Here is a 19,974-nt window from a genome sequence, read left to right as displayed (position 1 = left end):
CGCGAACCGCAGCCGCTGAGGGAGCAGTCTTGGCACGGAACATCGGCAGCCGCTACACCGCCCACCAGATCCTCGGACGGGGCAGCGCAGGAACGGTGTGGCTCGGCGAGGGACCCGAAGGGCCCGTCGCCGTCAAACTGCTGCGCGAGGACCTGGCCTCCGACCAGGAACTCGTCGGCCGCTTCGTCCAGGAGCGCACCGCCCTGCTCGGCCTCGACCACCCCCGCGTGGTCAAGGTCCGCGACCTCGTCGTCGACGGCAACGACCTCGCCCTCGTCATGGACCTCGTGCGCGGCACCGACCTGCGCACCCGCCTGGACCGGGAGCGGCGGCTCGCCCCCGAGGCCGCCGTCGCGATCACCGCCGACGTCGCCGACGCCCTGGCCGCCGCGCATGCCGCCGGCGTCGTCCACCGGGACGTCAAGCCGGAGAACATCCTGCTCGACATGGAGGGCCCGCTCGGCCCGGGCGGCGCCCACCCCGCCCTCCTCACCGACTTCGGCGTCGCCAAGCTGATCGACACCCCCGGCCGCACCAAGGCCACCCGGATCATCGGCACCCCCGACTACCTCGCCCCCGAGATCGTCGAGGGCCTCCCGCCGCGCGCCGCCGTCGACATCTACGCCCTCGCCACCGTCCTGTACGAGCTGCTCGCCGGCTTCACGCCCTTCGGCGGCGGCCACCCCGGCGCCGTCCTGCGCCGCCACGTCACCGAGACCGTCGTCCCGCTCCCCGGCATCCCCGAGGAGCTGTGGCAGCTGATCGTGCAGTGCCTGGCGAAGGCCCCCGCCTCCCGCCTGCGCGCCTCCGAGCTCGCCGCCCGCCTCAAGGACGTCCTGCCGCTGCTCAAGGGCATCCCGCCGCTGGACGTGGACGAGCCCGACGCGGAACCGGCATCGGCGTCCGCGGCGGAGCCGTACGAGGAGGACGCGTACGCCACCGGCACGGGCACCGGCGAGCCCGGCCCGCGGCGGGCCGCCGTCCCGCTCGTCCCCGGCGCCTCCGCCGACTCCAACCGCGACACCCACACCTCCATGCGCGTCCCGGCCCCCGACGAGCTCTCCGGCGGCCCCCTCGGCACCGCCCGGGCACCCCGCCCCGCGGGCGCCCGGCGCCCCGGCTCGGCCCGCCACAAGGCGGGCGTGGTCCGCAAGCGCCGGATCACCCTCGCCGTCGCCGCGGTCGTGGTCGCCGGAGCGCTCGGCGCCGGCGGCTACCTGGCGGTCTCCGGAGACGGTGACGCGCCGCCGCAGGACTCCAAGCAGTCCTCCCAGCCGTAGCGGGCGGGCGCACGGCCCCCAGGGGGCCTCTCGCCCCCTGACGGCCAAAGGTTCGGCTCCTCGCCCGGAGCCGTTACGCTGGACGCGTGGCAGTCGTCGATGTATCCGAAGAGCTGAAGTCCCTCTCCTCGACCATGGGGTCGATCGAGGCCGTCCTGGACCTCGAGAAGCTGAGGGCCGACATCGCCGTGCTCGAAGAGCAGGCCGCGGCCCCGTCCCTCTGGGACGACCCGGAGGCGGCGCAGAAGATCACGAGCAAGCTTTCGCACCTCCAGGCGGAGGTCCGGAAGGCCGAGACGCTGCGCGGGCGGATCGACGACCTCGCGGTGCTCTTCGAGCTCGCCGAGGAGATGGACGACCAGGACACCCTCGCCGAGGCCGAGACGGAGCTCACCTCCGTCCGCAAGGCCCTCGACGAGATGGAGGTCCGCACGCTCCTCTCCGGCGAGTACGACGAGCGCGAGGCCCTGGTCAACATCCGGGCCGAGGCCGGCGGCGTCGATGCCTCCGACTTCGCCGAGCGGCTCCAGCGCATGTACCTGCGCTGGGCGGAGCGCCACGGCTACCCGACGGAGATCTACGAGACGTCGTACGCCGAAGAGGCCGGCATCAAGTCGACCACCTTCGTCGTGAAGACGCCGTACGCCTACGGCACCCTCTCCGTCGAGCAGGGCACCCACCGCCTGGTCCGCATCTCGCCCTTCGACAACCAGGGCCGCCGCCAGACGTCCTTCGCGGGCGTCGAGGTCCTCCCCGTCGTCGAGTCCTCCGACCACGTCGAGATCGACGAGTCCGAGCTGCGCGTCGACGTCTACCGCGCCTCGGGCCCCGGCGGCCAGGGCGTCAACACGACCGACTCGGCGGTGCGCATCACGCACCTCCCGACCGGCATCGTGGTCTCCTGCCAGAACGAGCGCTCCCAGATCCAGAACAAGGCGAGCGCCATGAACGTCCTCCAGGCCAAGCTCCTGGAGCGTCAGCGCCAGGAGGAGCGCGCCCGGATGGACGCGCTCAAGGACAGCGGCAGCTCCTGGGGCAACCAGATGCGCTCGTACGTCCTCCACCCGTACCAGATGGTCAAGGACCTCCGTACGGAGTTCGAGGTCGGCAACCCGCAGTCGGTCCTGGACGGCGAGATCGACGGCTTCCTGGAGGCCGGTATCCGCTGGCGCAAGCAGCAGGACAAGTAGCCCCACGGCACCGTACGTTCGGGCCCCGCACCTCTTCGGTGCGGGGCCCGTCGTCGTTCCGTACGGTCACTACCGTCACTACCGTCCGGTCAGCGGATTCGCTGGCGCAAGCGGATTCGCGGTGGCCGAAGTGCTTTGTCGACAAGGGAACTGGCATTGCGGGGCCCGGAGTTCTGGGTTTACGTCACAGTTGCATCGTTGTATGTGGGGCAGTTCGTGATCTTTCGGGCATCGCACGCGCAACGACCTTGACGCTTCATCGGAAACTCGGAAGGGTGGCGTACTGGCATGCGCATTTCTGGGGCGCGTGCGAACGGGGGCCGGCCAGCAGTGAGCCGCCTCTGTCGCGGCCCCCGAGCGCTGCCCCATGACGAGATGAGCTACTGGGGGTAGCAGATCAGATGACCAACAAGACGCGAGTCCGTTTGGTGCGCGTTGCGGCGAGCGCCGTGATCATCGCCGGTGCGTCCCTGACGGCGGCCGGTGCCGCCACGGCCGTCGGCGGGTCCGAGAGTGGCGTGTCCAGCCTGAGCGCAGGCATTCTCGGCGACGACCCCTGCGAGGAGGTGGGTGGCGTCTGCGAGACCGGCGGCAGCGAGTCCGGCGGTTCTGAGACCGGCGGCAGCGAGACCGGCGGCAGCGAGACCGGCGGTTCTGAGACCGGTGGTTCTGAGACTGGTGGTTCTGAGACTGGTGGTTCCGAGACCGGTGGTTCCGAGACCGGCGGTTCCGAGACCGGTGGTTCTGAGACCGGCGGCAGCGAGACCGGTGGTTCCGAGACCGGTGGTTCTGAGACCGGTGGTTCTGAGACCGGTGGTTCTGAGACCGGTGGCAGTGAGACCGGTGGTTCTGAGACTGGTGGTTCTGAGACCGGCGGTTCTGAGACCGGTGGTTCTGAGACCGGCGGTTCTGAGACTGGTGGTTCTGAGACCGGTGGTTCTGAGACCGGCGGCAGCGAGACCGGTGGTTCCGAGACCGGTGGCAACGCCTCGTCCGGCTCGTCGGGCACGTCGGGCACGTCCGGCAACTCGGGCTCGTCCGGTACCTCGGGTACGTCGGGCTCCTCCGGCAACTCGGGCAACTCGGGTGCCTCGGGCTCGGCCAGCTCCACCGGCGGGTCCTCCAGCACCGGTGGGTCCTCCTCCACCGGTGGGTCCTCCACCGACGGCGGCTCCACCACGACCGGCGGCTCGACCACCGGCGGCGGTTCCTCCACCGACGGTGGCGCCGGCACCTGCACCGTCGACCTCGACGGCGCCGAGTGCGTCGACACCGGCAACAACACCGACACCAACAACGCCGGCTCGCAGCCCGTGCAGCAGGGTCAGGCGAAGGAAGAGCTCGCCGAGACCGGTGCGGCCGAGACCTCGTTCCTGGTCATCGGTGCCGCGACCATGATCGCCGGTGGCATCGGCTTCCGTATGCTGCCGCGTCTCGTCGGCGGCGGCCGCGCCGCCGTCTGATCGCCCCGCACAGGGCGTGACGCACGGCGCGTGACGTACAATGCATGACGTACAACGCATGACGAAGGGCCGGGGAACTCATCCCCGGCCCTTCCTCGTGCTCCGGCTTCGCGTGACGTCTCCCTGTCCGGCCGGGCCTAGGCCGCCTGGACCACCGCGAGCAGGGCGATTGCGGCCAGCAGGGCGATCGCCAGCGTCAGCAGCATCGCGGGACTCAGCCCCTGAGGGGTCAGGCGCTCGCGGTTCGCGCGGCAGACGCGGCATCGGCCCTCGGCTACGGGGCCCGCGCAGTTGGCGCACACCAGTCGGTCGTAGGTCATGCGCTCTCCTCCTCCCGCACAGGGATCCACACCAGGACAACGGCCGGAGGGGCCCGGACGTTCCCCCTACCACTGTGCCAGCTCCGCGACGTTTCGGCGCGCCCCACCGGATCGCCCGCCTTCGGCCCGGAAGGGCGAAAAGGATAAAGCACGCAAGCCAGGACCGCGACTGCGCGGGCCATCCCCGTTCGCGTAAGGTCACGCACACCTACTCCCGGCCGACCATGGTGCATCCGTGATCCGATTCGACAACGTCTCCAAGTCCTATCCGAAGCAGAACCGCCCCGCGCTCCGGGATGTCTCCCTGGAGATCGAGAAGGGGGAGTTCGTCTTCCTCGTCGGTTCGTCCGGCTCCGGAAAGTCGACTTTCCTGCGGCTGCTCCTTCGTGAGGAGCGCGCCAGTCAAGGCCAGGTGCACGTCCTCGGCAAGGACCTGGCCCGGCTCTCCAACTGGAAGGTCCCGCACATGCGGCGCCAGCTCGGCACCGTCTTCCAGGACTTCCGCCTGCTCCCCAACAAGACCGTCGCCGAGAACGTGGCCTTCGCCCAGGAGGTCATCGGCAAGCCGCGCGGCGAGATCCGCAAGGCCGTGCCGCAGGTGCTCGACCTGGTCGGGCTCGGCGGCAAGGAGGACCGGCGGCCCGGCGAGCTCTCCGGTGGTGAGCAGCAGCGCGTGGCCATCGCCCGCGCCTTCGTCAACCGCCCGATGCTGCTGATCGCCGACGAGCCCACCGGCAACCTCGACCCGCAGACCTCCGTCGGCATCATGAAGCTGCTCGACCGCATCAACAGGACAGGGACCACCGTCGTCATGGCGACCCACGACCAGAACATCGTCGACCAGATGCGCAAGCGCGTCATCGAGCTCGAGAAGGGCCGCCTCGTCCGCGACCAGGCGCGCGGCGTCTACGGCTACCAGCACTGAGCGGGCCGGCGAAGAACAGGTAGGGGAAAGCAGTCACCATGCGCGCTCAGTTCGTGCTCTCCGAGATCGGCGTCGGCCTCCGGCGCAACCTGACGATGACCTTCGCCGTCATCGTCTCCGTGGCCCTCTCGCTCGCCCTCTTCGGCGGCGCGCTGCTCATGCGCGAGCAGGTCAGCACGATGAAGGACTACTGGTACGACAAGGTCAACGTCTCCATCTTCCTCTGCAACAAGACCGACGCGGCCACCGCGCCCAAGTGCGCCAAGGGCGCGGTCACGAAGCAGCAGAAGGAACAGATCGAGGCCGATCTGAAGAAGATGGACATCGTGGAGAACGTCCACCACGAGTCGGCCGAAGAGGCGTTCGCGCACTACAAGGAGCAGTACAGCGACACCGCCATCGCGTCCGTCATCACGCCGGACCAGATGCAGGAGTCGTTCCGGGTCAAGCTCAAGGACCCGGAGAAGTACAAGGTGGTCGCCACGGCCGTCGCCGGCCGTGACGGCGTCGAGTCGGTGCAGGACCAGCGGGGCATCCTGCAGAACCTCTTCGACCTGATGAACGGCATGAACATCGCCGCCGTCGGCGTCATGGCCCTGATGCTGGTCATCGCGCTGATGCTGATCGTCAACACCGTCCGCGTCTCGGCCTTCAGCCGCCGCCGCGAGACGGGCATCATGCGACTCGTCGGCGCGTCCAGCTTCTACATCCAGATGCCGTTCATCATGGAGGCCGCGTTCGCCGGACTCCTCGGTGCCGCCTTCGCCTGCGTGCTCCTGCTGGTCGGCCGGTACTTCCTCATCGACCACGGCATCGCGCTCGCCGAGAAGATGCAGCTGGTCAACTTCATCGGCTGGGACGCCGTCTTCGCCGTGCTGCCGTACGTGCTCCTCATCGGTCTGCTCATGCCGGCCATTGCCGCGTTCATCGCGCTGCGCAAGTACCTGAAGGTGTGAGAAGACACCACTGACGGCGAATGGCGTCGTACGGGCAAAGCCCGTGCGGCGCCATCGCCTTGTCCTAGAGTGGGCGCCATGCCGGCCGACGCCGATCACCGCTTCTGCATCCGGCCCCGCGGAGTGCTCCGTGGGGCCGTTCTGACGTTGGTCTTCACCGGTGTCCTCGCCACCGCGGCCGCTACCGGGGCGCTGCCCCGGCGGGACGCGGAGGACGGGGAGTCCCGGGATTCCGCCCGTGCGGCGGCCACGGTCGACCGCGCCGCCCTGAACCGCGCCGCCGCCGCGGCCATGGCCGACGGGAAGTCCGGCAAGCAGGCCGCCGAGGAGTTCGTCAGCCGCAGCGGCGACCGATGGGGCGCGGTGTACGACAAGAGGGAGTACGCCGAGTTCGAGCAGGCCCTCGACGGGGCCTACACGGGCGTCGGGCTCTCCGCGAGGCGGGCCGCCGCCGGTGGCGGGGTCGAGGTGACCCGGGTCCAGGCCGGCGGCCCCGCCGAGCGGGCCGGGCTCCGGGCCGGCGACCGGCTCGTCTCCGTCGACGGGCGCCCGGCCGGCGCGCTCTCCGTCTCCGAGGTCGTCTCCCTGCTGCGCGGCGACGGCGTCCCCGGATCGGCCGTCGCCCTCCGGGTCGAGCGCGGCCGCGCCACCTGGACGGAGACCCTGCACCGGGCCCGGCTCGCGACGGACCCGGTCACCGTCCGCCGCCTCGACGACGGGGCCGTGCTGATCAAGGTGGCCGCCTTCACCAAGGGCGCGGGCGCGCGCGTACGGGACGCGGTACGGGACGCACCGGCCGGCGCCGGGGTCCTGCTGGACCTGCGGGGCAACTCCGGCGGACTGGTCGCGGAGGCCGCCGTCGCCGCCTCCGCGTTCCTCGACGGCGGCCTGGTCGCCACGTACGACGTCGAGGGCGAGCAGCGGGCCGTGTACGCGGACGGGGGCGGCGATACCGGCCGGCCCCTGGTGGCGCTGATCGACGGCGGCACGATGAGCGCGGCCGAGCTGCTCACCGGCGCCCTGCAGGACCGGGGCCGGGCGGTCACGGTCGGCTCGCGGACCTTCGGCAAGGGCTCGGTGCAGATGCCGAGCGCGCTGCCGGACGGCTCCGTGGCCGAGCTGACCGTCGGCCACTACCGCACGCCGGCCGGGCACGCGGTGGACGGTCGCGGGATCACGCCCGACCTGACGGCGGCGGAGAAGGCCGAGGAACGGGCTCGTACGGTATTGAGTGGCCTCGGAGGGGGCTCTTAGTGCGAAAATAGCCGCACTATGGCAAAGGGACTCGTGAACGTGCAGGGCAAGCCTGCCAAGAAGAACCAGGACAAGGCGCCCGAGCGGAAGATCATCGCTCAGAACAAGAAGGCGCGCCACGACTACCACATCGTCGACACCTATGAGTGCGGTCTCGTCCTCACGGGCACCGAGGTGAAGTCGCTGCGGATGGGCCGCGCCTCACTGGTCGACGGCTTCGTGCAGATCGACCGGCACGAGGCGTGGCTGCACAACATCCATGTGCCCGAGTACATGCAGGGCAGCTGGACCAACCACTCGGCGAAGCGGAAGCGCAAGCTGCTCCTGCACCGCGAGGAGATCGACAAGCTGGAGTCGAAGTCGCAGGAGACGGGTCACACGATCGTGCCCCTCGCGCTGTACTTCCTGAACGGCCGGGTCAAGGTCGAGATCGCGCTCGCCAAGGGCAAGAAGGAGTTCGACAAGCGGCAGACCCTGCGTGAGCAGCAGGACACCCGCGAGACGAACCGGGCCATCGCGGCGGCCAAGCGCAGGGAGCGGGCGGCCAAGATCAGCTGACGGCGCGGGCGCGGGTAATACGCTGGCGACAGCGCCCGTCGGTCACGTACGATGGGTCTTGCACACCTCGCGAGGGGTGCGCGCTTTGAAAACAAAACATGGGGATGATCGGTTTCGACAGCGGATGCCGATGCAGAGGAAGCGTGTCGAGGAAGCGGCAATGATCTCGTTAACCATATGTCGCAACCAATAATCGCCAACTCCAAGAGCGATAACTCCCGCTTCGCCCTCGCTGCCTAATTTTAGGTAACGACAAGAAGCCTCTGTGAGGAGCGTCAGCCCGGGGGTGGTCCCGACCCGGATCCTGGCGTCATTTAGGGATCTAAACTTCTCGCCCCGGTCACGGGGGTGAGAAGGAAATCAAACAGTGACTGAGCCCGTCGGAGACTTGTCCGCGTGATCTCCGGGGCTGAGAAACTCGTAGCGGACTGCGCACGGAGAAGCTCTGTTTCCGTACCGTTGGACGCGGGTTCGATTCCCGCCATCTCCACTCATCCCATGTTGGGCAGAGGCCCGGCAGTCGTCATGACTGCCGGGCCTCTGTCGTGCCGTGACCCCGGAGACGTACGCCCCCTTGTCGACTTGGTCTGGACCTGCCACCCTGCCGGGGCCGCCCCCTCACTCACGGCAACCCCGGAGGTACGTATGCGTCACAGACCCCTCGCGGTCCTGCTCATGCTCTTCGCCCTCCTCGTCCCCACCACGCCGGCCACCGCCGCCGCACCCGTCCAGGTCTACGGGGCCTGGCACTGCGGCGACGACTACTGCACGTGGGGCACCGTCCGCGACCTCGCCGAGTTCGACGCCAAGAACCACTGGCTGATCGACCGGGGAGACGGCCGTCCCTCGGTCAACCTCGTCGTCCTCAGCTTCGTCGAGCCGCTCAAGCTGCTGCGCCGCACCACCGACGCGACGACCGCGAACGGCGTGCCCGTCGGCATGAACCGGGACGTCGTCCAGTACTTCACCTCGCGCGGGATCCGCGTGATGCTCTCCATCGGCGGGATCACCTACACCGACGAGTGGGACACGGCCCTCGCCGAGAACGCCACCCAGCTGGGGCTGAACGCCGCAGCCGTCGCCGCCGACCTCGGCGTCGGCATCGAGATCGACTACGAGCAGAACACCGGCCCGAACCTCACCGGGCTCCAGGCCTTCATCGACGCCTACCGGTCGGTCCACGCCTACGACGCCTCCGGTACGAAGCCGGCCTCCCGGCTCACCATCGACACGGCCGCCGGCGACCGCTGGCTCATCGACATCAACCGCAAGGCCACCGCCGACTGGCTGCGCACGGACACGCCCGTGCTCGACTACGCCAACGCCATGGTGACCGCCCGGCCCACCTCGGCGAGCTCGCACATCGCCAACTGGCAGGAGCACATCGACGGCAAGTCGCAGTTCTCGCCGCCGGTCGCCCCGCTGGCCCCCGCCAAGTTCACGGCGGGGCTGTACCTGGCGTACGGGCGCAGTCCGCTGCCCGAGTGCACGGACTTCGCGAACTCGCTGCAGAACGCCACCGGCGAGTGGGTGCGGAACGCGGCCCCGAACGGCGCGGGCACCACGGCCGGGCTGCTCGGGTACATGTTCTGGGCCGCCGAGAAGCCGTCCACCCGGGGCCTCGGCACCCAGGAGCCCAACGGATGCGCGGGCGGCGCCGGGGCGGGAGCGACCGCGTACGGCGTGCAGGTGCCGATGCCGCCGCTGCGGCAGAGCTGACCGCCCGGGTGGTGCCGCCGCGGCCGAGCTGACCGTCCCCGCGTTCGTCAGGCCCGCGTTCGTCAGGCCCGTGCGCGGCGGCCCACCCCGGTCGCCGCGCACAGGGCGAGCGCCAGGGTCGCCGCCGCGATCGGGACGAGGAAGCCGAAGGCGGGGAAGGGGGCGTGGTCGGCTGACCAGCCGCCGGTGGCGGAGCCCGCCGCGATGCCGGCGAGGAGCGCGGTCACCGCGAGCGTCATGCCTTCGTTGAGCCGGGACGCGGGCGTCAGGCGCTGGACCAGGCCCATGCCCGTGACCATCGTCGGAGCCGTCGCCATGCCCGCCACGAGCAGGCCGCCCGCGAGGGCGAGCAGGGAGCCGGTCGTGGCGGCGAGCAGCGGCATCGCCATGAGGACGGTCATCGCGGCCAGGCAGGTGCGCAGCCGGGCGGTGCGGCGGGCGCGGCCGTAGAGGAGGCCCGCGGCGCAGGAGCCGGCGGCCTGGAGGGCGAGGACGGGACCGGCGACGGGCCCGTCCACGTACGCCAGGGTCACCACCTCCATCGAGCCGAAGACCGCCCCGGTGGCGAGGAAGACCGCGAGCAGCGGCACCATGCCGGGGGTCCGCAGCGGGGAGCCGGCGGCGGTGCGGGGGGCGATCGGGGGCTCCGTGGAGCGCTGGGCGGCGAAGAGCAGGACACCGCCCAGGAAGAGCGCGGCCGCCACGAGGGTGCCCGCCTCCGGGAAGAGCGTCGAGCAGAGGAGCGCGGCGAGCACCGGGCCGAGCATGAAGCAGAGCTCGTCGACGGCCTGCTCGAAGGCGTTGGCGGTGTGCAGGGCGTTCGGGTCGTCCTTGAGGAGGTGCGCCCAGCGGGCCCGGGACATACCGCCGGTGTTCGGGGCGGTGGCGGTGACGGCGGCGACGAGGAAGAGGGTCCAGGCGGGGGCCTTCCCGTGGACGCAGAGGAGCAGGACCAGGTGTCCGAGGACCGCGTACGCCGTGGCCGGGACGGCGACGCGGGCCTGGCCGTACCGGTCGACGAGCCGGGCGATCCAGGGGGCGGCCAGGGCCCCGGCGGTCAGGCCGGTGGCCGTGACCGAGCCGGCCAGGGCGTACGAGTCGTAGCGGCCCGCGATCATGATCACGGCGCTCACGCCGAACATGCCCGTCGGGAGCCGGGCGATCAGGTTTCCGGCGGTGAAGGCGCGGGTGCCGGGGTGAGTGAAGAGGCGGAGGTAGGGGTTGCGGGGCGGTGTCCGGCGGGTGGCGGTTCGGTCTTCGGCGCTTCGGCGTTCGGCGTACCGTGGGGCGAGGGCCGGGCCCGCCGGGGTGAGGGTGAGGTCCGGTTGCGGCATGGATCAAGGTTCGCGGGCGCGGTACCGGTGGGTCCAACACCTGATCGGTGGCCATTCACGCACCTGTGTTGTTAAATGCGTCGGTGACCTTCCCGGGCCCCTCGTACGACCTCGATCCCCGCCTCCTGCGCGCCTTCACCGCCGTCGCCGAGGAGCTGCACTTCACCCGCGCCGCCGCCCGCCTCTACCTCGCCCAGCAGGCTCTGAGCCGTGACATCCGGCGCCTGGAACGGGAGTTGGACACCGAGCTCTTCGTACGGACCACCCGGCAGGTCGCTCTCACCCCCGACGGCGAACGCCTCCTCCCGTACGCGCGAAGGGTGTTGGCCGCCCACGACGAGCTCACCGACGCCTTCCGTGCCGCGTCCCGGCCGCTCCTCGTCGACCTCAACACCCCCGGCCTCGCGCACGAGCGCGTCCTGCGCCGGGCCCGTGAACTCGCCCCCGAGCACGAGCTGATGGCCCGCTACGAGAGCGGACTCACCGGCGCCGTGCGGGAGATCCTCGCCGGCCGGATCGACACCTCCTTCGGCCGGTACGGAGGACTGGCCGACGGGCTCAGGGCGCGGCTCGACAGCCAGTTCGTGCGGTACGAGCGGATGGCCGTGATCCTCCCCGAGGACCACGAGCTCGCCGCCCTCCCCGAGGTCCCGCTCGCCGGCCTCGCGGGCGAGCGGATCTACGCGGGCGCCGGCAACGACCGCACGCCCGAGTGGACCGACCTCGCCGTGCGGCTCTTCGCCGGGCGCGGGATCGAGGTCGCCGCGCCCGCGCCGCTCGCGGTCGGACACGAGGAGTTCCGCCGGATCATGGCCAAGCACCGCCATCCGGTCCTCGCCGTCGTCGACTTCCCGCCCATGCCGGACTGCGTGCTCCGACCGCTCGTCGACCCCGTACCCCTGTCACCCGTGAGCCTGGTGTGGCGCAAGGGGCTGCGCCACGCCGGTCTGGACGCCCTGCGGACAGCCGCCGCGGAGATCGCCGCCCGCGAGGGCTGGTCGACCCGCCCCCCGGGCTCCTGGCTGCCGGAGGGGGAGCCGGGGATACCCGGCTGACCCGCCGGAATGGGGGCGCTCACAGCAGCTGCGCGCGCCGGGTGAGAGCAAGGTTCCGTCCCCGTCACCTCGCGGCACCGGGCTGAAACGCGGCCTCCCTAGCGTCTGCGGCAGGAGGACCGGGGCTGTGGACGCCTCAGGACCCGACACCGCGGAGGTACGACATGGGCGGCCGGTGGATCGAACGGTGGGAGCCGGAGGACGAGACCTTCTGGCGTGAGAAGGGGGAGCGGATCGCACGGCGGAATCTGCTCTTCTCCGTGCTCTCCGAGCACATCGGCTTCTCGATCTGGAGCCTGTGGTCGGTGATGGTGCTCTTCATGGGGCCGCAGTACGGAATCGACCCGGCCGGCAAGTTCTTCCTGATCGCGACCGCGACCCTCGTCGGCGCGCTGATCCGGATCCCGTACACCTTCGCCGTCGCCCGTTACGGCGGCCGAAACTGGACCGTCTTCAGCGCCCTGCTGCTCCTGCTGCCGGCCGGCTTCGCCTTCGTGGTGATGGAGCCGGGCACCTCGTACACGACGTTCGTCCTGGTGGCCGCGCTCACCGGCGTCGGCGGCGGCAACTTCGCCTCCTCCATGACGAACATCAACGCCTTCTTCCCGCTGCGGAAGAAGGGCTGGGCGCTCGGGCTCAACGCGGGCGGCGGCAACATCGGCGTCCCCGTCGTCCAGCTCATCGGCCTGCTCGTCATCGGCACCGCCGGGGCCATGCACCCGAGGATCGTGCTCGGCATCTACCTGCCCCTGATCGTCGTCGCCGCCGTGTGCTGCGCGTTCTTCATGGACAACCTCACTCCTGTGAAGAACGACACCGGGGCCGCGAAGGAGGCCGTCCGGGCCAGGCACACCTGGATCATGTCCTTCCTCTACATCGGCACCTTCGGCTCCTTCATCGGCTACAGCTTCGCCTTCGGGCTCGTGCTCCAGACCCAGTTCGGACGCACCCCGCTCCAGGCCGCCTCGCTCACCTTCATCGGCCCGCTCCTCGGCTCCCTCATCCGGCCCGTCGGCGGCTCCCTCGCCGACCGGCACGGCGGCGCCCGCATCACCCTGTGGACCTTTGCGGCGATGTCCGCCGCGACCGGAGTCGTGATCTACGCCTCCGTCGTCGAGTCGCTCGCCGTCTTCCTCGTCGGCTTCATCGGCCTCTTCGTCCTCACCGGCCTCGGCAACGGCTCCACGTACAAGATGATCCCGGCGATCTTCCTCGCCCAGGGGCACCGCAAGGGCCTCTCCGGGGAGGCGGCCGAGGCCTACGGGCGGCGGCTCTCCGGGGCCTCCATGGGCCTCATCGGGGCCGTCGGCGCGCTCGGCGGGCTCGGCATCAACCTCGCCTTCCGCCAGTCCTTCCAGACCGCCGGCACCGGCACCGGCGCCTTCGTCGCCTTCCTCGCCTTCTACGCGGCCTGCATCGTCGTCACCTGGGCGGTATACCTTCGCCGGCCGTCGGCCGTGCCCGAGACCGCCGAGGGGGTCACGGAGGCGGTCGCGGACGTGGCGCCCCGGTCCGGATACGCGAAGGTGTGACCAACCATGCCAGGCGAGGACCGTAACGACCAGGAAATACGGGCGAACCGAGTCCGTCACGCACCCCCGTCAGGCTCTGGGCCCATGGACGAGCAAGAACACGGCCCCCTCGCCGGCTTCACGGTCGGCGTCACCGCGGCGCGGCGCGCGGACGAACTCATCGCGCTGCTGCGCCGGCGCGGCGCGGCCGTCGTCCACGGCCCCGCCCTGCGGATCGTGCCCCTCGCGGACGACACCGAGCTCCTGGCCGCCACCAAGGAACTCATCGCCCACGCCCCGGACGTCGTCGTCGCCACCACGGCGATCGGCTTCCGGGGCTGGGTCGAGGCCGCCGACGGCTGGGGGTACGGCGAGGAACTCCTCGCCGTCCTGCGGGAGGTCGAGCTCCTCGCCCGCGGCCCGAAGGTCAAGGGCGCCGTACGGGCCGCCGGACTCACCGAGTCCTGGTCGCCCTCGTCGGAGTCCATGGCCGAGGTCCTCGACCGGCTCCTCGCCGAGGGCGTCACCGGCCGGCGCGTCGCCCTCCAGCTGCACGGGGAGCCGCTCCCCGGCTTCGTGGAGGCCCTCACGGCCGGCGGCGCCGAGGTCGTCGTCGTCCCCGTCTACCGCTGGATGGCCCCGGAGGACACCGGCCCCCTGGACCGGCTCCTCGACGCGACCCTCTCCGGCAGCCTGGACGCGGTGACCTTCACCAGCGCCCCGGCCGCCGCCTCCCTGCTCTCCAGGGCGGCGGAGAAGGGCGTACGGGAGGAACTCGTCGCCGCGCTCCGGCACGACGTCCTGACGGTCTGCGTGGGCCCCGTGACGGCCCTCCCGCTCCAGACCGAGGGCATCGACACGTACCAGCCCGAACGCTTCCGGCTCGGCCCGCTCGTCCAGCTCCTCTGCACGGAGCTCCCGGCCCGCTCCCAGGTCCTGCCGGTCGCCGGCCACCGGGTGGAGGTCCGCGGCCACGCGGTCCTCGTCGACGGCGGCCTGCGCCCCGTCCCGCCCGCCGGAATGGCCCTCCTGGGGCTGCTCGCCCGCCGCCCCGGCTGGGTGGTCTCCCGGGCCGACCTGCTGCGCGCGCTGCCCGGCGCGGGGCGCGACGAGCACGCGGTGGAGACGGCCATGGCCCGCCTCCGGACGGCGCTCGGCACCCCGAAACTGATCCAGACCGTCGTCAAGCGCGGCTACCGCCTGGCCCTCGACCCGGCGGCGGACGACAAGTACGACACCCTTTAGGACCCTTCAGGACCCCCTTCAGGGCCTCATCTGGGCCCCTTCCAGCGGCTTCCGCACGGCGGCCCGGCGCCCCGCTTTCCGAGCTCCCCGCGCGTGAACGGTGATCGCGCCTGACACGGTGCCTTCCGGTGGCGTACGCTCGACGGCTGCCCAGTGCACGTCAGAAGGGGGCCTTAGGTGGCCGCGCAGGAAGCCGTGGACACGGTCAGAGACCGTGAGATCGGCGTCGAGCAGGAACATCTGGATCAGGTCTACCGCCGGCTGGAGGAGAAGATCCACGAAGCGGAGTTCCTGATGAACGACGCCGCTCAGCGGGGGCAGGTCGGCACGCCCGGCGCCCTCGCCGAGCGCGACGCCCAGGTCTTCCGCGCCGGCATCCACCTCAACAGGCTCAACAACGAGTTCGAGGACTTCCTCTTCGGGCGGATCGACCTGCTGTACGGCAAGGACGGCAAGAGGGGGCCCGACGGCGCCTACACCTCCGTGGAGCCCGCCGAGGACGCCGTCCGTCCGGACAACACCGCCGACATCGGCGAGACCCTCCACATCGGGCGGATCGGCGTCCTCGACTCCGACTACTCGCCCTTGGTGATCGACTGGCGGGCGCCCGCCGCCGCGCCCTTCTACCGGTCGACGCCCGTCGACCCGGGCCGGGTCGTGCGTCGGCGCGTCATCCGCTCCAAGGGCCGCCGGGTCCTCGGCGTCGAGGACGACCTGATGCGCCCCGAGCTGCGGGCCACCCTCGAAGGCCGCGAGCTGCCCGTGATCGGCGACGGCGCCCTCATGGCCGCCCTCGGCCAGGCCCGCAGCCACACCATGCGGGACATCGTCTCCTCCATCCAGGCGGAGCAGGACCTCGTCATCCGCGCGCCCGCCGCCTCCGTCACGTACGTGGAGGGCGGCCCCGGCACCGGCAAGACCGCCGTCGCCCTGCACCGCGCGGCCTACCTGCTCTACCAGGACCGGCGGCGGTACGCGGGCGGCATCCTCATCGTCTCGCCGACCCCGCTCCTCGTCTCGTACACCGAGGGCGTCCTGCCCTCCCTCGGCGAGGAGGGCCAGGTCGCGATCCGCGCCGTCGGCTCGCTGGTCGACGGCGCCGAGGCCACCGCCTACGACGATCCGGCCGTCGCCCGGATCAAGGGCTCCTCCCGCATGCTCCACGTGCTGCGGAAGGCCGCCAGGGGCGCCCTGGAGACCCCGGCGCCCCGGCAGCCCGCCGGGGACCAGCTGGAGTTCGGCGAGGAGCCCGGCGCGCCCACCGGGACGCCCACCCGGCTCCGGGTCGTCGCCTTCGGCCGCCGGATCGAGCTGGAGGCCGAGGACCTCCGGCGCATCCGCCACAACGTCCTGGGCGGCACCGCCCCCGTCAACCTGCTGCGCCCGCGCGCCCGCCGGCTGCTCCTCGACGCGCTGTACGCCAGGTCGGGCGCCGTCGGCCGGCACAGCGACCCCGAGCTCGCGGCCGAGCTGCGCTCCTCCTTCGACGAGGACGTCTCCACCGAGGACTCCTTCCTCGGCTTCCTCGACGCCTGGTGGCCCGAGCTCACCCCGCGCGGGGTGCTCGACGCGATGGCCGACGAGCGGCGGCTCGGCCGCTGGGCCCGCCGGATCCTCAACCCGGGTGAGGTGCGGCGGCTCGCCCGCTCGCTGCGCCGCCGCGAGCTCTCCGTCCACGACGTGGCGCTCCTCGACGAGCTGAGCACCCTGGTCGGCGCCCCGGCCAGGCCGCGCAAGAAGCGGGAGTACGACCCGCTGGACCAGCTCTCGGGCCTGGAAGAGCTCATGCCCGTACGCGAGGAGACGCAGCGCGAGCGGGCCGAGCGGCTCGCCGCCGAGCGCACCGAGTACGCGCACGTCATCGTCGACGAGGCGCAGGACCTCACGCCCATGCAGTGGCGGATGGTCGGGCGGCGCGGCCGGCACGCCACCTGGACGGTCGTCGGCGACCCGGCGCAGTCCTCCTGGTCGGATCCCGACGAGGCCGCGGAGGCCCGGGACGAGGCCCTCGGCAGCCGGCCGCGGCGCCGCTTCGAGCTGACCGTGAACTACCGGAACCCGGCGGAGATCGCCGAGCTCGCCGCCAAGGTGCTCGCCCTCGCCATGCCGGGCAAGGAATCGCCGCGCGCGGTCCGCTCGACGGGCGTCGAGCCCCGCTTCGTCCCGGTTCAGGAGACTTCGGGGAAGGCCGATCTGGCCGAAACCGTACGGTCCGAGGCGGCCCTGCTCCTGGAGCGGGTCGAGGGCACCGTCGGCGTCGTCGTCGCCATGAACCGGCGCGCGGAGGCCGCCCGCTGGCTCGCCGAGCTGGGCGACCGGGTGGTGGCGCTCGGCTCCCTGGAGGCGAAGGGCCTGGAGTACGACGCGACGGTCGTCGTCTCGCCCGCCGAGATCGCGGACGAGTCCCCGGCCGGTCTGCGGGTGCTCTACGTGGCGCTGACGCGTGCGACGCAGCAGCTCACGGTGGTCGCGGGGCCGGGGGACATGCCGGACGAGGCAGGCGTGCCGGACCTGCTGCGGGACTAGGCCCTGTCCGGCGGATCACGGCCGGGGGCCCAGCCGGAAGGGTGGCCCCCGGGGCGTCCGGGGGCCGATTTCCGGTCAACCTGTGGCGCTGGAATCACTATCGAGGGTGGTTTGTTAGCCTTGTCGTGGCACCGGCTCGATCCAAGCCCCCGGGCCCAACCTTCGTCCCTTTGAGGGACCACTTGCCGCGAGGCGAGCATGGCGGGTCGGTGCCACTTAGACGTACGCACAAAGTTGAGGCTTCAGTCACCTCCCGTGACTGGAGCCTCTTCTGTTTCCCCAGCGCTTCTCGTATGGTGGAAACTACTTTCCGAAAACAAAATGACCGCATTACCTGCTACCGGCAGGTAGGTGCGACCATCGGAGGGCGCCGCCAGGCAACCAGCCGGGGCGGCGTAGCAACGAAGCTCAGGGAAAGCAGAGGAACTCGGCCATGGCAACGGCGCCCAGCGTCTCGTACTCGATGACGGTCCGGCTGGAGGTTCCCGCGAGCGGAACCGCGGTCTCCCAGCTCACCACGGCGGTGGAGTCCCACGGCGGATCCGTCACCGGCCTCGACGTGACCGCCTCCGGCCACGAGAAGCTCCGTATCGACGTCACCATCGCCGCGACCTCGACCGCGCACGCCGACGAGATCGTCGAGCAGCTGCGCACCATCGAGGGTGTCGTCCTCGGCAAGGTCTCCGACCGTACGTTCCTGATGCACCTCGGCGGCAAGATCGAGATGGCGTCGAAGCACCCCATCCGCAACCGTGACGACCTCTCCATGATCTACACCCCGGGCGTCGCCCGGGTGTGCATGGCGATCGCCGAGAACCCCGAGGACGCGCGCCGCCTCACCATCAAGCGCAACTCCGTCGCGGTCGTGACCGACGGCTCCGCCGTCCTCGGCCTCGGCAACATCGGGCCCATGGCCTCCCTGCCGGTCATGGAGGGCAAGGCCGCCCTCTTCAAGCGCTTCGCCGGCATCGACGCCTGGCCGATCTGCCTCGACACGCAGGACACCGACGAGATCGTCGCGATCGTCAAGGCGATCGCCCCCGGCTTCGCGGGCATCAACCTCGAGGACATCTCCGCGCCCCGCTGCTTCGAGATCGAGGCCCGGCTGCGCGAGGCCCTCGACATCCCCGTCTTCCACGACGACCAGCACGGCACGGCCATCGTCGTCCTCGCCGCCCTCACCAACGCGCTGCGCGTGGTGGGCAAGGGCGTCGGTGACGTACGGGTCGTCATGTCCGGCGCGGGCGCGGCCGGTACGGCCATCCTCAAGCTGCTCATCGCGGCGGGCGTCAAGCACGCCGTCGTCGCCGACATCCAGGGCGTCGTCCACGCGGACCGCGCGGACCTCGTGGACGCGTCGGCCGACTCGCCGCTGCGCTGGATCGCCGACAACACCAACCCCGAGGGCGTCACCGGCACCCTCAAGCAGGCCGTCGTCGGCGCGGACGTCTTCATCGGCGTCTCGGCCCCGAACCTGCTGGGCGCGGAGGACGTCGCCGCCATGGCGGAGGACGCCATCGTGTTCGCGCTCGCGAATCCCGACCCGGAGGTCGACCCGGCCGCCGCGCGCCAGACGGCCGCCGTCGTCGCCACGGGCCGCTCGGACTTCCCGAACCAGATCAACAACGTCCTGGTCTTCCCGGGTGTCTTCCGCGGCCTGCTGGACGCCCAGTCCCGTACCGTCAACACGGAGATGATGCTGGCGGCGGCCTCGGCCCTCGCCGACGTCGTCACCGAGGACGAGCTGAACCCGAACTACATCATCCCGTCGGTCTTCAACGACAAGGTCGCGGGCGCGGTCGCGGGAGCGGTGCGCACCGCGGCCAAGGCGGCGGGCACGGGCTCGAACGGGCTCTGACCGTACGCGCCGGGCGCGCGCCGACCACATGTGTCGAGCGCGCGTCAGGCGTGCGTCGGGCACGCGCTGACGGCGCGTCGCGATTCGCGATGCCGCAAACCCGCCTTTAGGGTGGCTTTTCGGCTCCGCACGGAATTCGTGGAGTCGACGGAACGTCACCACTACGGGGCTCCGGCGCTTTTCGTGTGACCCCGGGGGGTGCCGGATTGGCGTTCCCGCCGCTGGTGGGGGCAGGATGCGTGTTTGGGCGCGAGGGTCTGTCATTAGACCCGGGTCCGGGGACTGTCCGAAGGCCCTGGCAGCATCGGCTTCGCTGTACCCAATCACGCGGCTTCCGCCGCGTGGCACGCCTCACAGGCAAGAAGAACACGGGAGTAACAACATGAACCGCAGTGAGCTGGTGGCCGCCCTGGCCGACCGCGCCGAGGTGACCCGCAAGGACGCCGACGCCGTGCTGGCCGCTCTCGCCGAGACCGTCGGTGAGGTCGTCGCCAAGGGCGACGAGAAGGTCACCATCCCCGGCTTCCTGACCTTCGAGCGCACCCACCGTGCCGCTCGCACCGCTCGTAACCCGCAGACCGGCGACCCGATCAACATCCCGGCCGGCTACAGCGTGAAGGTCTCCGCGGGCTCGAAGCTCAAGGAAGCCGCCAAGGGCAAGTAAGGCAGCCTGTAGGCGCAGGAAGGGGGGGCCCCCAGTGAGGGGGGGGGCGCCCGTGCGGTTGGGGCGCAGAAGGGGGTGTTAGGGGCCCCGGGGGGCCCGGCGGGCGCGCGAGAGCC

16 protein-coding genes and 1 other RNA gene are annotated in these 19,974 nt (G+C 71.3%); 15 read left to right on the top strand and 2 right to left on the bottom strand.

Features of this window, described 5'->3' with window-relative positions; translation table 11 throughout:
• The first annotated feature begins 29 nt into the window (after positions 1-29).
• The 3 genes from ACWFR1_RS28725 (at position 30) to ACWFR1_RS28715 (ending at position 3,933) form a co-directional block, all read left to right on the top strand.
• A complete protein-coding gene (locus tag ACWFR1_RS28725; RefSeq protein WP_453556066.1) occupies positions 30-1,280 on the top strand; it encodes a serine/threonine-protein kinase in 1,251 nt (416 codons plus the stop codon).
• 86 nt (positions 1,281-1,366) lie between these two features.
• Entirely contained in the window at positions 1,367-2,470 is a 1,104-nt protein-coding gene (prfB, locus tag ACWFR1_RS28720) for a peptide chain release factor 2 (protein ID WP_453556063.1), read from the top strand.
• 401 nt (positions 2,471-2,871) lie between these two features.
• Positions 2,872-3,933: a hypothetical protein gene (locus ACWFR1_RS28715; RefSeq protein ID WP_453556060.1), complete on the top strand. Its 1,062-nt coding sequence runs from the start codon at positions 2,872-2,874 to the stop codon at positions 3,931-3,933.
• A 137-nt stretch (positions 3,934-4,070) separates the two neighbouring features.
• On the opposite strand, the gene ACWFR1_RS28710 is transcribed toward ACWFR1_RS28715, so the two are convergent.
• Positions 4,071-4,253 (bottom strand): hypothetical protein, encoded by a 183-nt coding sequence (locus ACWFR1_RS28710; protein ID WP_453556057.1) that lies wholly within the window; start codon positions 4,251-4,253, stop codon positions 4,071-4,073.
• A 235-nt stretch (positions 4,254-4,488) separates the two neighbouring features.
• On the opposite strand from ACWFR1_RS28710, the gene ftsE reads away from it, so the two are divergent.
• From ftsE to ACWFR1_RS28680, 6 genes are all read left to right on the top strand, one after another.
• Positions 4,489-5,178, top strand: coding sequence for a cell division ATP-binding protein FtsE (gene ftsE / locus ACWFR1_RS28705; RefSeq protein ID WP_024761477.1), 690 nt, complete (start codon positions 4,489-4,491; stop codon positions 5,176-5,178).
• A gap of 38 nt (positions 5,179-5,216) precedes the next feature.
• Positions 5,217-6,134, top strand: a complete 918-nt coding sequence (gene ftsX, locus ACWFR1_RS28700) for a permease-like cell division protein FtsX (RefSeq protein WP_453556053.1) — start codon at positions 5,217-5,219, stop codon at positions 6,132-6,134.
• 78 nt (positions 6,135-6,212) lie between these two features.
• Complete coding sequence (locus ACWFR1_RS28695; RefSeq protein WP_453556050.1) at positions 6,213-7,388, top strand: S41 family peptidase; 1,176 nt, start codon at positions 6,213-6,215, stop codon at positions 7,386-7,388.
• Between the two features lie 18 nt (positions 7,389-7,406).
• Positions 7,407-7,946 carry an SsrA-binding protein SmpB gene (gene smpB, locus ACWFR1_RS28690; protein ID WP_453556047.1) on the top strand — a complete coding sequence of 180 codons (540 nt, stop codon included), beginning with the start codon at positions 7,407-7,409 and terminating at the stop codon, positions 7,944-7,946.
• Positions 7,947-8,046: 100 nt separating this feature from the next.
• Positions 8,047-8,439, top strand: a transfer-messenger RNA (tmRNA) gene (gene ssrA / locus ACWFR1_RS28685).
• Positions 8,440-8,591: 152 nt separating this feature from the next.
• Positions 8,592-9,665 carry a hypothetical protein gene (locus tag ACWFR1_RS28680; protein ID WP_453556044.1) on the top strand — a complete coding sequence of 358 codons (1,074 nt, stop codon included), beginning with the start codon at positions 8,592-8,594 and terminating at the stop codon, positions 9,663-9,665.
• Between the two features lie 62 nt (positions 9,666-9,727).
• Here ACWFR1_RS28680 and ACWFR1_RS28675 read toward each other — a convergent pair whose 3' ends face one another.
• Complete coding sequence (locus ACWFR1_RS28675) at positions 9,728-10,999, bottom strand: MFS transporter (RefSeq protein ID WP_453556041.1); 1,272 nt, start codon at positions 10,997-10,999, stop codon at positions 9,728-9,730.
• Between the two features lie 83 nt (positions 11,000-11,082).
• Between ACWFR1_RS28675 and ACWFR1_RS28670 the strand changes: the two genes are divergently transcribed.
• The 6 genes from ACWFR1_RS28670 (at position 11,083) to ACWFR1_RS28645 (ending at position 19,858) form a co-directional block, all read left to right on the top strand.
• Positions 11,083-12,054 carry a LysR family transcriptional regulator gene (locus ACWFR1_RS28670; protein ID WP_453556038.1) on the top strand — a complete coding sequence of 324 codons (972 nt, stop codon included), beginning with the start codon at positions 11,083-11,085 and terminating at the stop codon, positions 12,052-12,054.
• A 164-nt stretch (positions 12,055-12,218) separates the two neighbouring features.
• Positions 12,219-13,586: a nitrate/nitrite transporter gene (locus ACWFR1_RS28665; RefSeq protein WP_453556035.1), complete on the top strand. Its 1,368-nt coding sequence runs from the start codon at positions 12,219-12,221 to the stop codon at positions 13,584-13,586.
• Positions 13,587-13,670: 84 nt separating this feature from the next.
• The gene (locus ACWFR1_RS28660) at positions 13,671-14,810 is read left to right on the top strand and encodes a uroporphyrinogen-III synthase (RefSeq protein WP_453556032.1); all 1,140 of its coding nucleotides are present in this window, start codon (positions 13,671-13,673) and stop codon (positions 14,808-14,810) included.
• 177 nt (positions 14,811-14,987) lie between these two features.
• Positions 14,988-17,336 (top strand): HelD family protein, encoded by a 2,349-nt coding sequence (locus ACWFR1_RS28655; RefSeq protein ID WP_453556029.1) that lies wholly within the window; start codon positions 14,988-14,990, stop codon positions 17,334-17,336.
• Positions 17,337-17,769: 433 nt separating this feature from the next.
• Positions 17,770-19,194 carry a malic enzyme-like NAD(P)-binding protein gene (locus ACWFR1_RS28650; protein ID WP_453556026.1) on the top strand — a complete coding sequence of 475 codons (1,425 nt, stop codon included), beginning with the start codon at positions 17,770-17,772 and terminating at the stop codon, positions 19,192-19,194.
• Positions 19,195-19,576: 382 nt separating this feature from the next.
• Positions 19,577-19,858 carry an HU family DNA-binding protein gene (locus ACWFR1_RS28645; protein ID WP_017237029.1) on the top strand — a complete coding sequence of 94 codons (282 nt, stop codon included), beginning with the start codon at positions 19,577-19,579 and terminating at the stop codon, positions 19,856-19,858.
• Positions 19,859-19,974 lie beyond the last annotated feature (116 nt).

The organism is Streptomyces sp. NPDC055103 (assembly GCF_053607625.1).
This window is presented reverse-complemented; position numbering and strand designations above follow the sequence as displayed.

Excerpts from the sequence above, each read along its gene's own strand:
- ACWFR1_RS28715 (WP_453556060.1), top strand. The coding sequence starts at position 2,872 with ATGACCAACAAGACGCGAGTCCGTTTGGTGCGCGTTGCGGCGAGCGCC.
- ACWFR1_RS28710 (WP_453556057.1), bottom strand. The coding sequence starts at position 4,253 with ATGACCTACGACCGACTGGTGTGCGCCAACTGCGCGGGCCCCGTAGCC.
- ftsX (WP_453556053.1), top strand. The coding sequence starts at position 5,217 with ATGCGCGCTCAGTTCGTGCTCTCCGAGATCGGCGTCGGCCTCCGGCGC.
- ACWFR1_RS28695 (WP_453556050.1), top strand. The coding sequence starts at position 6,213 with ATGCCGGCCGACGCCGATCACCGCTTCTGCATCCGGCCCCGCGGAGTG.
- smpB (WP_453556047.1), top strand. The coding sequence starts at position 7,407 with ATGGCAAAGGGACTCGTGAACGTGCAGGGCAAGCCTGCCAAGAAGAAC.
- ACWFR1_RS28680 (WP_453556044.1), top strand. The coding sequence starts at position 8,592 with ATGCGTCACAGACCCCTCGCGGTCCTGCTCATGCTCTTCGCCCTCCTC.
- ACWFR1_RS28675 (WP_453556041.1), bottom strand. The coding sequence starts at position 10,999 with ATGCCGCAACCGGACCTCACCCTCACCCCGGCGGGCCCGGCCCTCGCC.
- ACWFR1_RS28665 (WP_453556035.1), top strand. The coding sequence starts at position 12,219 with ATGGGCGGCCGGTGGATCGAACGGTGGGAGCCGGAGGACGAGACCTTC.
- ACWFR1_RS28660 (WP_453556032.1), top strand. The coding sequence starts at position 13,671 with ATGGACGAGCAAGAACACGGCCCCCTCGCCGGCTTCACGGTCGGCGTC.
- ACWFR1_RS28650 (WP_453556026.1), top strand. The coding sequence starts at position 17,770 with ATGGCAACGGCGCCCAGCGTCTCGTACTCGATGACGGTCCGGCTGGAG.
- ACWFR1_RS28645 (WP_017237029.1), top strand. The coding sequence starts at position 19,577 with ATGAACCGCAGTGAGCTGGTGGCCGCCCTGGCCGACCGCGCCGAGGTG.